General features: G+C 74.1%; 12 protein-coding genes. 5 read left to right on the top strand and 7 right to left on the bottom strand.

Features of this window, described 5'->3' with window-relative positions; genetic code table 11:
• Positions 1-94 precede the first annotated feature (94 nt).
• The 4 genes from DOO78_RS15605 to DOO78_RS15620 all read left to right on the top strand — a co-directional run bounded on the left by DOO78_RS15605 (position 95) and on the right by DOO78_RS15620 (position 4,536).
• Entirely contained in the window at positions 95-1,090 is a 996-nt protein-coding gene (locus tag DOO78_RS15605) for an MBL fold metallo-hydrolase (RefSeq protein WP_111470789.1), read from the top strand.
• Between the two features lie 37 nt (positions 1,091-1,127).
• Positions 1,128-1,970, top strand: a complete 843-nt coding sequence (locus tag DOO78_RS15610; RefSeq protein ID WP_111470790.1) for a hypothetical protein — start codon at positions 1,128-1,130, stop codon at positions 1,968-1,970.
• A 77-nt stretch (positions 1,971-2,047) separates the two neighbouring features.
• Complete coding sequence (locus DOO78_RS15615; protein ID WP_111470791.1) at positions 2,048-3,565, top strand: hypothetical protein; 1,518 nt, start codon at positions 2,048-2,050, stop codon at positions 3,563-3,565.
• Positions 3,562-4,536, top strand: a complete 975-nt coding sequence (locus DOO78_RS15620) for a TAXI family TRAP transporter solute-binding subunit (protein ID WP_111470792.1) — start codon at positions 3,562-3,564, stop codon at positions 4,534-4,536. Before DOO78_RS15615 ends, DOO78_RS15620 begins: the two co-directional genes overlap by 4 nt.
• Before the next feature lie 144 nt (positions 4,537-4,680).
• Here the strand turns inward: DOO78_RS15620 and era are convergent, their stop codons facing one another.
• The 6 genes from era to DOO78_RS15650 form a co-directional block, all read right to left on the bottom strand.
• Positions 4,681-5,631, bottom strand: coding sequence for a GTPase Era (era, locus tag DOO78_RS15625; protein ID WP_111470819.1), 951 nt, complete (start codon positions 5,629-5,631; stop codon positions 4,681-4,683).
• 166 nt (positions 5,632-5,797) lie between these two features.
• Positions 5,798-6,481 (bottom strand): ribonuclease III, encoded by a 684-nt coding sequence (gene rnc, locus DOO78_RS15630; RefSeq protein WP_111470793.1) that lies wholly within the window; start codon positions 6,479-6,481, stop codon positions 5,798-5,800.
• 24 nt (positions 6,482-6,505) lie between these two features.
• Positions 6,506-7,243, bottom strand: a complete 738-nt coding sequence (lepB, locus tag DOO78_RS15635) for a signal peptidase I (protein WP_111470794.1) — start codon at positions 7,241-7,243, stop codon at positions 6,506-6,508.
• 296 nt (positions 7,244-7,539) lie between these two features.
• On the bottom strand, positions 7,540-8,316 hold the full coding sequence (locus DOO78_RS15640; protein ID WP_111470795.1) for an SDR family oxidoreductase: 777 nt from the start codon (positions 8,314-8,316) through the stop codon (positions 7,540-7,542).
• Complete coding sequence (locus tag DOO78_RS15645) at positions 8,313-9,344, bottom strand: zinc-dependent alcohol dehydrogenase (RefSeq protein ID WP_111470796.1); 1,032 nt, start codon at positions 9,342-9,344, stop codon at positions 8,313-8,315. The genes DOO78_RS15640 and DOO78_RS15645 overlap by 4 nt, the downstream gene beginning before the upstream one ends.
• Before the next feature lie 13 nt (positions 9,345-9,357).
• Positions 9,358-11,106 (bottom strand): acetolactate synthase catalytic subunit, encoded by a 1,749-nt coding sequence (locus DOO78_RS15650; RefSeq protein WP_111470797.1) that lies wholly within the window; start codon positions 11,104-11,106, stop codon positions 9,358-9,360.
• Between the two features lie 134 nt (positions 11,107-11,240).
• Between DOO78_RS15650 and DOO78_RS27555 the strand changes: the two genes are divergently transcribed.
• Positions 11,241-11,402, top strand: a complete 162-nt coding sequence (locus DOO78_RS27555) for a hypothetical protein (RefSeq protein ID WP_165838917.1) — start codon at positions 11,241-11,243, stop codon at positions 11,400-11,402.
• Between the two features lie 318 nt (positions 11,403-11,720).
• Here DOO78_RS27555 and DOO78_RS15660 read toward each other — a convergent pair whose 3' ends face one another.
• Entirely contained in the window at positions 11,721-12,218 is a 498-nt protein-coding gene (locus DOO78_RS15660) for a PEGA domain-containing protein (RefSeq protein WP_128080067.1), read from the bottom strand.
• Between the last annotated feature and the right edge of the window lie 103 nt (positions 12,219-12,321).

Here is a 12,321-nt window from a genome sequence, read left to right on the forward strand (position 1 = left end):
ATGGATGCGTTTTCAGGCAGACAAGCGCTGCCGCTGTGGCATGCTCCGCGCCGGTCCCGCGGCGCGGGACCGATCGGGGGAGGACCATAACCGCATGTCCGCATTCAGCCGCCGCGCCCTTCTCGGCGCGGCTTCGGCCGGCTTCGCCGCATCCCTTCTGCCGGGCCTGTCGGCCCGCGCCGCGGCGCCCTTCCAGAACACGCTGCCGCCGGCCTGGCACCGCTTCCGCATCGGCGAGTTCGAGGCGACCATCGTCTCCGACGGCACCCTGCCGCTCGGCAAGCCGGAGCCGGCCTTCCCGGCCTCGCCGCCGGAGGAGATCCGCGCCCTGCTGACCGGCAATTTCCTCGATCCCGGCGCGGCGACGCTGGAGCAGAACGCGCTCATCCTCAACACCGGCAAGCAGCTCATCCTGTTCGACACCGGCATGGGCGAGAGCATGGGCGCGGCGAGCAAGATGTTCGGCCCGACCACCGGCCGGCTGCTGGCCAACATGCGCGCCGCCGGCATCCAGCCGGAGCAGATCGACCTCGTCATCCTGACGCATGCGCATTGCGACCATTGCTGGGCGCTGGTGGATGCCGAGGGCAAGCGCAACTTCCCGAACGCCCAGGTGGCGATCAGCGAGACCGACCTGAAATTCTGGACCGATTCCGGCAACAAGAAGGGGCCGGAATTCATGACCTCCTTCATCGACGGGGCGACCAAGAACCTCGGCGCCTACCGCGACCGGATGATCATGGTGAAGGACGGGCAGCCGGTGGTGCCGGGCATCGTCGCGCTCTCCACCCCCGGGCACACCTTCGGCCATATGTGCTACGCCATCACCTCGGGCGGGACGACGGTGGTGAACACCGGCGACCTGGCGCATCACCAGATCCTGCTGCTGCGCAAGCCGCTCTGGGAGTTCTCCTTCGATTCCGACCCCAAGCTCTCGGCGCAGTCGCGGGCGCGGATGCTGGACCGGCTGGCGAAGGACGAGCACCTGATCCTCTCCTACCACTTCCCCTGGCCCGGCCTCGGCCATGTGAAGCGCGAGGGCGAGGGCTATGGCTGGTACCCGGCGCCGACCAACGTGACGGCGCTGTGAGGCCGCGCCGGGCCGGGGCGGCGCGGGCGGCCGCCGCATGAGCGGGGCGGGGCCCGCGGCGCCGGCCGGCCCGGCCCTGCCGGAGCTGCGCGAGGACGAGGCGCCGCCCGCCATCGCCGCGCTCTACGCGGCGCTGCGGCGGGCGAGCGGGGTGCCGCTGGTGAACCTGATCCATCGCCACCTCGCCACCATGCCGGAGGTGCTGCCCTGGGTCTGGGCGGCGATCCGGCCGCCGCTCGAGGATGGCCGCCTCGCCGGGGCGCGGGAGCGGCTGGCCGGGGCGCTGCCGCTGCCCGCCATCGCGCCCCTGCCGGCGGCGGCGCTGGCGGCGGCCGGCCTCGGCCCGGGCGAGCGCGACGCCCTGGTGGCGCTGGTCGAGACCTACAACCGCGGCAACCTCACCAACCTCATCCTGCTGACGGCGCTGCGCCGGGCGCTGGAGGAGGTGCCGCCCGAGCCGGCGCCGCCGCCGCCCGCCCTGGCGGCGCCCGCCCCGCTGCCGGCGCCGCCGCCCCTGCCGCGGCTGGAGGCGCTGCCGCCCGATCTCGCCGCGGCGGTGCGGGGGCTCGCGGCGCGGCACGGCCCGGGCAGCGTGGTGCCGAGCCTCTACCTGCACCTGGCGCATTGGCCGGGCATCCCGCCCGCCCTGCCGGGCTGGCTCGGCGCGGCGCTGGAGCCGGCGGCCATCGCCGCCGGGCGGGAGGCGGCCATCGCCCTGGCGGTGCGCGAGGCGGATGCGCTGCGCCCGGCGCTGGCCATCGCCGGCGCGGTGCCGGGCGGCCGGCGCGAGGCGGTGCTGCAGGCGCTGCGGAGCTTCACCGGCTCGCTCATCCCGGCCATGGTGCCGGTCGGGCTCGCGCTGCGGCGGTTGCTCGCTTAGGGTTGAAAAGTGTTCGTAACGGTGTCCGGGGAGCCCGCCTTTATACTGGAAGGCCCGACGGCTGGGAGGCTGCCGCCGTGCCTGACATCGCCCCCCCGATTGCCGCCGCCGTATCCGCGCCGGATGCGGCGCGGCTGTTTCCCGGACTGGACCGCGACTGGGTGGTGCTGCCCGCCGCGCAGCTCGGCGGCGCGCCGCCGGTGACGATCGACGCCGTGCTGCTGCATCCGGCGCGCGGCATCGTCCTGCTGGAGGAACCGCCGCGCTGGACGCCGGACGCGCCGGCGCGGCTCGAACGCTGCCTGGCGCAGACCCGCTTCCGCGCCGCCTTTCCCGGCCATCTGCCGGTGGTGCATGCGAGCCTGCCGCGCGGCGCCATGATCAGCCTGCCGATGCTGCTGGCGAGCGGCTTCGCCGCGCAGGCGCCGCTCGACCTGCCGGGCCGCGGCACCTGGCTGGAGGCGGCGCGGCGCGCCCTGCTGGCCCCGGCCGCGGGGATGCCGGGGCAGCCCCCTGGCCGCGGCCGCGCCGCCTGGATCGGCTTCGGCGGCCTCGCCCTGGCGAGCAGCCTGGTCGGCGCCCTGCTGGTGCATCAGCTCGCGGCGCCCGACCTGGCCGGCCCGGCGACCGCCGCCGCGCCGCCGCCCGGCCGGGCGGCGGCGACGATACGCCTCGCCGGCTTCGTCTCGCCCTCGGCGCAGGCCAGGCTGCGGCCGGCGGCGCCGTCGGGGGCCGAGGCGGCCGCCCTCCCGGCCGGGCCGACGGAGGGCGGCGAGGAGGCGGAGGTGGAGGCCGGGCCGCTGGATGCGGCGCCGCTGCCGCCGCCCGGGCCGCCGGTGCTGGCCGCGGCGCCGCCCTCGCTCGCCGCCGCGCCCGGGGCGCCCGGGGCGCCGGTGGTGCTGCGCGACCTGCCGGCGCTCGCCCTGCCGGCCGGGCCCGCCGCGCCGGCGCTGGTGGCGATGATCGGCGCGCCGACCGCGACGCCGCCCGCGGCGCTGCACGAATTCCTGGCCGTGGCGCCGTCGCTGCTGCCGGCGCCGCCGCTGGCGCCGCAGCGCCTCGCGGCCGCCGAGGCGGCGGGGGAGGGCGCCGCCCTGCCGGCGACGGCGCCCGAGGCCATGCCGGAGGCGACACCGGCGACGGTGCCGGAGGCGGCGGTGGCGGCCGTGGACGTGGCGGCCCCCGCGCCGGCCCCCGAGGCCCCGGCCCCGCCGGCCCCAGGCCCGGCCGCGCCCCAGGCCCAGCTCCAGGCCGCATCCACCCAGGCCGCGGCCACCCAGGCCGCACCCACCCTGGCGGCGGCCCCGCCCGCCGCGCTCCCGCCGGCGCGGCCGGCCATCGACCAGGCGCGCGTCGCCGCGCTGCTCCGCCGCGGCGATGCGCTGCTCGGGCTCGGCGATGTCTCGGGCGCCCGTCGCTTCTACGAGCGCGCGGCCGAGGCGGGCAGCGCCGAGGGCGCCCGCGCCGCCGGGCGCACCCAGGACCCGGCCGTGCTCGCCGGGCTCGGCGCCCGCGGCATCCGGGCCGATCCGGCGGCCGCCGAGGCCTGGTACCGGCGGGCGGATGCGCTGGCCGCGGCGGAGACCGGCCGATGATCCTGCCCCGCCGCGGCCTGCTCGGCGCCGCCGTCCTCGCGGCCGGCGCCGCCCTGCCTCTCGCCGCCCGTCCCGGCGCCGCCCTGGCCCAGGGCAGCGCCGCCTCGCTGACCGCGCTCGCCGCGCGGGCCAATGCCGGCACGGTCGGCATCATCTCCGGCGGGCCGGACGGCACCTATGTGCGCATCGCCGCCGACCTCGCCGCGGTGCTGGACGATGGCGACACGCTGCGGGTGCTGCCGATCCTCGGCAAGGGCTCGCTGCAGAACATCGCCGACATCCTGGTGCTGCGCGGCGTCGATATCGGCATCGTGCAGTCCGACGTCCTCGCCTATGCGCGGCGCGAGCGGCTGCTGCCGGGCGTCGACAGCCTGATCCAGTACATCGCCAAGCTCTACGACGAGGAGGTGCACATCCTGGCGCGGCCGGAGATCGGCCAGGTGCAGGACCTCGCCGGCAAGCCGGTCAATGTCGATGTCCGCGGCAGCGGCACGGCGATGACCGCCTCGCTGCTGCTCGGCGCGCTCGGCCTGCAGGTCGAGGCGCGCAACGAGCCGCAGGACACCGCGCTCGAGCGGCTGCGGCGGGGCGAGATCGCGGCGCTGGTCTATGTCGCGGGCAAGCCGGCGCGGCTGTTCAACGGCATCCCCGGCGATGCCGGGCTGAAGCTGCTGCCGCTGCCGGCGACGCCGGCCCTGCTCGAGACCTATCTGCCGGCGGAGTTCCGGCATGTCGACTACCCGGCGCTGGTGCCGGAGGGGCAGACGGTCGAGACCGTCGCGGTGGGCGCGGTGATGGCGGTCTATGCCTGGCCGGCGGGGCATGAGCGGCACCGCAAGGTGGCCCGCTTCGTCGAGGCCTTCACCGGCCGCTTCCCCGCCTTCCTGCAGCCGCCGCGGCATCCGAAATGGCGCGAGGTGAACCTCGCGGCGCAGGTGCCGGGCTGGGTGCGCTTCACCCCGGCGCGCTGAGGCGCCGACCGAAGCGTCCGTCGCACCCTGTCGCCACCCGTTGCCCTGGCGCGGCTTTGCCGCGACAGGCTGTGACGGCTCCCGGACCTGCGGCGAATCACGGGGCCCCCGCGGAGCCGCGCAGCGGCTTCGTGGGGAGAAAAATCAGTCCAGCTCCTCGAGCCCGAGCGCCCGCAGCCGGCCGTGCTCCTCGTCCCAGCCCGGGCGGTCCTTGACGTTCAGGAACAGATGCACCCGGCGCTCCAGCAGCGCCTCCAGCTCGCGCCGGGCGCTCTGCCCGATCGCCTTGATGCGGGCGCCGCCATCGCCGATCAGGATCGCCTTCTGGGTCGGCCGCGCGACATAGACGGTGCAGTCCACCCGCACGCTGCCATCCTTGCGCTCCTGCCAGTTCTCGGTCTCGACCGTCGCGTGGTGCGGCACCTCCTCATGCGTCTGGCGCAGGATCTGCTCGCGCACGATCTCGGCGACCAGCATGCGGTTCGGCAGGTCGGAGAGCTCGTCCTCCGGGAAGAGATAGGGGCCGGGCGGCATGTCGGCGGCCAGGCGGTCGAGCAGCCGGTCGAGGCCGCGGCCCTTCTCGGCCGAGATCATGAAGGTCTCGGCCACCGGCAGCAGGGCGTTCAGCTCGGCGGCCAGCGGCAGCAGCCGCGGCGGCTCGACCAGGTCCACCTTGTTGAGGGCGAGGAAGAGCGGCTTCGGCGATTGCGCCAGCCGCCCGGCGATGGCCCGCACCGCCTCCGTCAGCCCGGCCCGGGCATCGACGATGAGCAGGGTGCGGTCGGCATCCTGCGCCCCGCCCCAGGCGGCGGCGACCATGGCGCGGTCCAGCCGCCGCCGCGGCGCGAAGATGCCGGGCGTGTCGACCAGGATGATCTGCGCGCCGGCCTGCATGACGACGGCGCGGATGCGGAAGCGCGTGGTCTGCGGCTTCGGCGAGACGATCGTCACCTTGGCGCCGGCGAGCGCGTTCACCAGGGTCGACTTGCCGGCATTCGGCGCGCCGACCACGGCGACCAGGCCGCAGCGGGTGTCCCCGCCGCCCGCCGCCGCGCCGGGCCCGCGCGCGGCGGGCCGATCCTGCGCGTCGCTCATGCGCTCCACGGGCCGGCTGTCCCCGCCGCCCGCCGCCACGCCAACCCGGCCCGCGGCGGGTCGATCCTGCTCATCGCTCATGCGTCCCGCCGCCTCGCCGGCCCGGTGTCCCCGCCGCCCGCCGCGCCGGTCCCGGGCGCGGCGGGTCGGCCCGTCTCCGTCTCGCTCATCCGCTCACCAACCCCGCCAGCCAGGCTTCCGCCGCCGCCTGCTCGGCGGCGCGCTTGGTCGCTCCCACCCCTTCGGCCTCCCGTCCCGCGGCGGCGACCACCACCTTGAAGACCGGGTTGTGCGCCGGCCCCTCGGCCGAGGTCAGGCGATAGGCCGGCAGGCCGAGGCCGCGCCCGAGGGTCCATTCCTGCAGCCGGCTCTTGGCCGGCAGCGGCGGCTTGTGGTGGCCCTCGAGCAGGCTCGCCCATTCCCGCCGCACCACCACCCGCGCCGCCTCCAGCCCGGCATCGAGGTAGATGGCGCCCAGCACCGCCTCCAGCGCGTCGGAGAGGATGTTCACCCAGGTGCGGAAGCCCTGCTGCCGGTAGCTGCCGGGCATGCGCAGCGCCGGGGCGAGCTCCAGCCGCTCGGCGATGCCGGCCAGCGCCTCGGCCGAGATCAGCGCCGAGTGCCGCTTGCCGATATCGCCTTCGCGCTCGGTCGGGAAGCGCTCGATCAGCCATTCGGCGATGAGCAGGCCGAGCACCCGGTCGCCGATGAACTCCAGCCGCTCGTTCGAGCTGAGGCGGCTGCCCTGGGTGGCCGAGGAATGGGTGAGCGCCTGGCGCAGCAGCTCGGGGCGTGCGAAGCCATGGCCGAGCCGGGCCGCGAAGGCAGCGAAGGCCGCCTCCTCGTTCATCCGCGCGGGCTCACGCCGGATGCCTCATCGGACGCCGGAGAAGAGCCGGCTCCAGCGGATCGCCATCGGCCATGTCCAGGGCTTCCACAGGCTGGCCTGGTTGCCGTCGAAGGAGAAGAAGATGAACTCCGCCCGGCCCACCAGGTTCTCGACCGGGATGAAGCCGACCGCATCGAGGAAGCGGCTGTCCTGGCTGTTGTCGCGGTTGTCACCCATGCCGAAGACATGGCCGGCGGGCACCCGGTATTCCTGGGTGTTGTCGGCGCTGCCCTGGTCCGAGCATTCCAGGATGCCGTGCGTCACGCCCTCCGGCAGGGTCTCGCGGTAGTAGCGCGGCGGCTCGCGGTAGCAGCGGTCGAGGTCGCTCTCGCCGACCAGCTCGCGCTTCACCGGCACGCCGTTGATCTGCAGGATGCCGCCCTTGACCTGGATGCGGTCGCCGGGCAGGCCGATGATGCGCTTGATGTAGTCCTGGCTCGGATCGCGCGGCAGCTTGAAGACGGCGACGTCGCCGCGATGCGGCAGGCGCTCGAAGATCCGGCCGGAGAAGAGGTTCGGCCCGAAGGGCATCGAATAGCGGGAATAGCCGTAGGAGTATTTTGAGACGAAGAGGTAGTCGCCGATCAGTAGAGTCGGGATCATCGAGCCGGAGGGGATGTTGAAGGGCTCGAAGGCGACGGTCCGGATGCCGATGGCGATGAGGCCGGCATAGAGGATCGTCTTGACGCTTTCCAGCCAGCCGCCGGACTTCTTCTTCGCCATGGATGTGCTCAAGAAAACCACCGCAGGGTTGGGTGCCCGCGGATCGGTCCCCGGGCAGGATCGGCGACAGGCGCCCGGATGAAGCCCGGTGGGGGGTGGGGTGTCAAGGAACGGACGGCAACGGCCCCCGGGGCGGCGCCCGGCGCCCGAAAGCCGGGCCCGTGGTCGCCCGCCGCCGCGTCCGCCGCCCGTTGCCCTGCCGAGGCTTCGCCTCGGCAGGCTGTGACGCCCCTTGGGGCCGAGAGGGAGTCCGGGGCCCCCGCGGAGCCGCGCAGCGGCTTCGTGGGGAATGGCAATTAGGGCATGAAGCTCCCGCCGCCGACATCGATGGTGGCGCCGGTGAGGTAGCCGGCGGCCTCCGAGGCGAGGAAGGCCGCCACCTCCGCCACGTCGCCCGGCGTGCCGAGCCGGCCGGCCGGGATTTGGGCGAGGAAGGCGGCATTGGCCGCATCGGTCGTGCCGCGGGCCATCGGCGTGTCGATCCGCCCGGGGGCGATGCTGTTCACCGTGATGCCGTCCGGGCCGCATTCCACGGCGAGGCTGCGGGCGAAGCCCATCAGCCCGGTCTTGGCCGCGGCGTAATGCGCGCCGGCGATCTGGCTCTTCGCCCGCGCCGCCTGGCTGGTGATCATGATGATCCGCCCCCAGCGCCGGGCCCGCAGCGGCGGCAGGCAAGCCTGGGAGACGAGGAAGGCGCCGGTCAGGTTCACCGCCAGCACCCGCCGCCATTCCTCGGCCGGCATGTCCCGGATGCGCCGCGCCCGGCCATCCGGCCCCTTGGGGGAGATGCCGGCATTGTTCACGAGGATGCCGAGCCGGTGCCAGTCCTCGCCGAGGGCGATGGGCAGGGCGGCGACCGCCGCCTCGTCCGCCACGTCGAGCCGGATGGCGCGGGCCTGGTGCCCCCGCTCGCGCAGCCCGGCGGCGGTCGCCTCCACCTCCGGGATGACGTCGGCGAGCACGACGGGGTGGCCGAGCGCGGCGAGCTTCGCCGCGATGCCGGCGCCGATGCCGCGGGCCGCGCCGGTGACCAGGGCGAGGCGGTCCCGCACGGGGCTCTCCGGGGCGCTCATGGGGTCAGGATCACCTTGCTGGCGGCGCGCTGCCGGGCGAGCTCGAAGCCCTCCAGCCCGCGCTCGAGCGGCAGGCGGTGGGTGATCATCGGCCGGAACCCCTCCGGGTCGCGGCCGAGATGCGCCAGCACCCGGTCCCAGGTGCGGCGCTCGGCGCCGTGGCTGGCGCGGAGCTGGTGGCGCATGCGGACGAAGTCGGTCAGCGCCAGGGTGAGCGGCGCGGCATGGATGCCGGCGGCGACGATGACGCCGCCCTTCTTCAGCAGGCCGAGCCCCTCGTTCAGGCTCTGCGGCACGCCGGTCGCCTCCAGCACCACGTCGACGGCGCGGCCGCCGGTGAGCGCCAGCACCTGCTCGGCCAGCGGCCCCTCCGCGACATCCACCAGATCGGCGAAGCCGAGCGCCCGCAGCACCGCGAAGCGCGGCGCATCGGCGCGGCCGGCGACGATCACCCGGGCGGCGCCGGCGAGGCGGGCGAAGAGGGCGATGGCCTGGCCGATCGTCCCCGGCCCCAGCACCAGCACCGTGTCGCCGAGCCCGACCTCGCCGGTCAGCACCGCCTCGCAGCCGACGCCGAGCGGCTCGGCGAGCGCCGCCAGCTCGGGCTCCAGCCCGGCCGGCAGGGCGACGCAGCAGCGCGCGGGGATGCGGACCTCGCGCTGGAAGCCGCCGTCGCGGGTCAGGCCGATCCCCTGGCGCTGCAGGCAGTTGCGCGTGTCGCCGGCGCGGCAGGTGGCGCAATGGCCGCAGAAGACGAAGGGGATGACGGCGACCCGGTCGCCCTCGGCGAAGCCCGAGCCGGTGCCGTTGCGGGTGATGGTGCCGCAGAACTCGTGCCCCAGGCTGAACGGCAGGTGCGGCACCATGAAGCCGTAGCCCTCGGTCCACTCATAGGCATGCACGTCCGAGCCGCAGATGCCGACGGCATCGACCCGCACCACCACCTCGCCCGGCCCGGGCGGCGGCGGCTCGGGGATCTCCTGGAATTCCAGCCCGAAGGCGGCGGCGGTCTTGCGCAGGGCCAGCATCAGAAGGACTCCATCAGAAGGGCTCCGGATAGTGGCCGGCATAGAAGGAGATGGGCGGCTTGGCGTCCGGGTCGGTCAGCATGTCGATCAGCACCGGATGCCGCGCCGCCAGCGCCGCCTCGAGGGCGCCGGGGATGTCGGCGCTGCGCTCCAGCCGCACCCCCTCGACGCCGCAGGCGCGGGCGATGGCGGCGTGGTCCACGGCGGTGAAGTGCACCGCCTTGGTGTGCTCGCCGAACTTCACCTCCTCGGCATGCTTCTGGTAGCCGAGGATGCCGTTGTTCAGCACCAGCGTGACCACCGGCAGCTCCAGCCGCCGCAGCGTCTCCAGCTCGGCCCAGCTATGGCCGAAGCCGCCATCGCCGCAGAGGCAGACGACGCGCGCCTTGGAGCCCGCCTCCTCGGCGGCGATGCGGGCGCCGATCGCCATGGGCAGGCCCCAGCCGAGGCCGGCGATGCCGCGCGGCGTCAGGAAGCGCTGCCCCGGCCGCCGGGCGGTGAGGTAATTGGCGATCCAGATCGAGGAGTAGGAGGCATCGGCGACGACGATGTCCTCCGGCGCCAGCAGCGCGTCCAGCTCGGCCATCAGCCGCTCCGGCCGGGGGAGGGGGGCGTCGCGGGTGGTGACTCCGGCGATGGTCTTGCGCCAGGCGGCGAGGCCCTGGGCGATCTCCCGCTCGATCGCCGGGCGGGCGGCCTGGCGGGCGGCGAGGTCGCGCGCCGCCAGCGCCTCGGTCAGCGCCGCCAGGGTGAGCTTGGCGTCGCCCACCAGGCGCATCGCCTCGTAATTGCGGCCGACCTCCATCGGGTCCAGGTCGAGATGGATGAAGCGCGTCTCCGGCCCGAACAGCTTCCAGCTATCGGTGCCGTTCTGGTTGGTGCGGTTGCCGACCAGCAGGACGAGATCGGCGCGCTCGACCATCGGGCGCAGCGCCTGGGTGCGGCTGCCCTGGCCCATGACATAGCCGATGACGCCGAGGGTGAGCGGATGCGTCTCGTCCGCCGCGCCCTTGCCCATGACGGTGGTGGCGAGCGGCAGATGCGCCCGCTCCTGCAGCGCCGCCAGCTCGGCCGCGGCATCCGAGAGGTGGACGCCGCCGCCGGCGACGACCAGCGGGTGCTTCGCGGCGGCCAGCGCCTCGGCGGCGGCGGCGATGGCCGCCGGATCGGCCACCACCCGGTCGAGCGGCACCCGGCCGAGCGAGAGGGCGCGCGGGCGGAGCAGGGAGGAGAGGGGGGCCGCCCCCTCGGTCAGCAGGTCGGCCGGCACCAGCAGCACCGCCGGGCCGGGGCGGCCGGAGGCGGCGGCGGTGAAGGCCATGTCCACATAGTCGTCCAGCCGGTCGGCGCGGTCGATCCGCCGCACCCATTTGGCGACGGGGGCGAACATGCCGAGATGGTCGAGCTCCTGGAAGGCGTTGCGGTCGGTGGCGTCGCGCGTCACCTCCTGCACCAGGGCGAGGATCGGGATGCTGGCCTTCAGCGCCTCGGCCAGCGGCGGCACCAGCAAGGTCGCGGCCGGGCCGTTCTGGGCGGTGACGACGCCGACCTTGCGGGAGATGCGGGCATAGCCATCGGCCATGGTGCCGCCGGCATTCTCCTGCCGGTAGACCTTCTGGTCGATGCCGAGATGCGGGCTGGCCAGGTGGAAGGCGCTGGGCAGGCTCTGGCCGAAGGTGAGCGTCACGCCATGGCGGCGGAAGGCCTCGGCGAGGCGGAAGGCGACGGTGGCGTTGCTGCTGTGCCCGGCATGGTCCGGCATGGCGTTCCCCTGAGGCGTTTGGCGGCAGCCTAGCACCGGCGGCGGCAGGGGGAACCGGGGGGGGATACCTGGGGTGGCTTGTCGGCGCCGGACTGCTGCCTATGGTGGCGGCCTTGCCCCGGCCGGAGATCCGCTTGCCCGAGAAAGAGCCCCGCCGCCGCCCCGATCTGGTCGGGCTGATCGGCCTTGCCGTGATCCTGGCGGTGCTGGGGGGCGCCTATCTGCTGTTCCCGGTGGTGCAGCGGGCGATCAGCTATCAGGACTGCATCGCCTCGGGGCGGATCACGGGGTGCTAGGGGTTGCCCCGCAACACCGCCGCGCGGCGTTGCGGGGGGGGCAGGTTGCGTTCGGACGTTTCCGTCTGAACGCATGACGATGCCCTGAAAACAGGGCCCTGGCGCGTGCCGTGCGAACCCAGGTGAACGCAGCATGCGCAGGGGCGGCGGCTGCGGTCGCGCCCTGGCAAAGAGATCCACAAGACAAGATCCGGAAAGCGTCCTGCCACGCATGAAAACGGCAAGCACTCTGCCATCCCGATCTCGAAATACGGCCGTCTCCGAGACCAGGACAGCGGATGCAAGGGGAGGGGGCATCGGCCGCCCCCTCACCCGCCATCAGACACCGGGCCTGCGGCGCGGCCGGTAGACGACTGGCTGCACGTTCGACTCCACCGGCTCCATGGCAATCGGCTGCGGCGGGACCTCGGGCTTCGGGTTCTCTGCCATGGGCACGTTGACTTCGGACGGATACTTGCTGTTGGCGCCCGAGGCCGCATCGACAGCGACGCCGACGAGGCCGCCCGCGAGGATGTTGCCGAAGGTCGTGCCGGTGAAACTCGATGAAGCGACCTTGGTCGCCGGCTGGTATCCCTCCTTGGTGCAGTTCACGACGAGGTCGTGACGGCTCTTGCTGATGCGGACGCTTTGTGGGGTCGCCGACACCGCACCGACGCGCTCGCCATTCCTGTCGACCACGCAGGCTGCGCCGGCCGGGTTGCTCGACAAGGTCACGTTGTCGCTCGTGCCTTCGATCAGCGTGGCGCAAGCCGGCAGCAACGTGACCAGTGACAGCGCGAGAAAGCGAAGCCCTGAATTCATGATTGTTTCTTCCATGGAGTGCAGCACCCATGGTTGAGCACGCCGTTGCAATGTGCTGCAAGGCAATTCGATTCTTATAAGAAACGAAGAAACTACGGCTGCTACGACCCGGACCCCG

The organism is Roseicella frigidaeris (genome assembly GCF_003258945.1).
Taxonomy (GTDB): domain Bacteria; phylum Pseudomonadota; class Alphaproteobacteria; order Acetobacterales; family Acetobacteraceae; genus Paracraurococcus; species Paracraurococcus frigidaeris.

Coding starts and splice junctions, on each gene's coding strand:
- DOO78_RS15605 (WP_111470789.1), top strand. CDS start 95: ATGTCCGCATTCAGCCGCCGCGCCCTTCTCGGCGCGGCTTCGGCCGGC.
- DOO78_RS15610 (WP_111470790.1), top strand. CDS start 1,128: ATGAGCGGGGCGGGGCCCGCGGCGCCGGCCGGCCCGGCCCTGCCGGAG.
- DOO78_RS15620 (WP_111470792.1), top strand. CDS start 3,562: ATGATCCTGCCCCGCCGCGGCCTGCTCGGCGCCGCCGTCCTCGCGGCC.
- era (WP_111470819.1), bottom strand. CDS start 5,631: ATGAGCGACGCGCAGGATCGGCCCGCCGCGCGCGGGCCCGGCGCGGCG.
- rnc (WP_111470793.1), bottom strand. CDS start 6,481: ATGAACGAGGAGGCGGCCTTCGCTGCCTTCGCGGCCCGGCTCGGCCAT.
- lepB (WP_111470794.1), bottom strand. CDS start 7,243: ATGGCGAAGAAGAAGTCCGGCGGCTGGCTGGAAAGCGTCAAGACGATC.
- DOO78_RS15640 (WP_111470795.1), bottom strand. CDS start 8,316: ATGAGCGCCCCGGAGAGCCCCGTGCGGGACCGCCTCGCCCTGGTCACC.
- DOO78_RS15645 (WP_111470796.1), bottom strand. CDS start 9,344: ATGCTGGCCCTGCGCAAGACCGCCGCCGCCTTCGGGCTGGAATTCCAG.
- DOO78_RS15650 (WP_111470797.1), bottom strand. CDS start 11,106: ATGCCGGACCATGCCGGGCACAGCAGCAACGCCACCGTCGCCTTCCGC.
- DOO78_RS15660 (WP_128080067.1), bottom strand. CDS start 12,218: ATGGAAGAAACAATCATGAATTCAGGGCTTCGCTTTCTCGCGCTGTCA.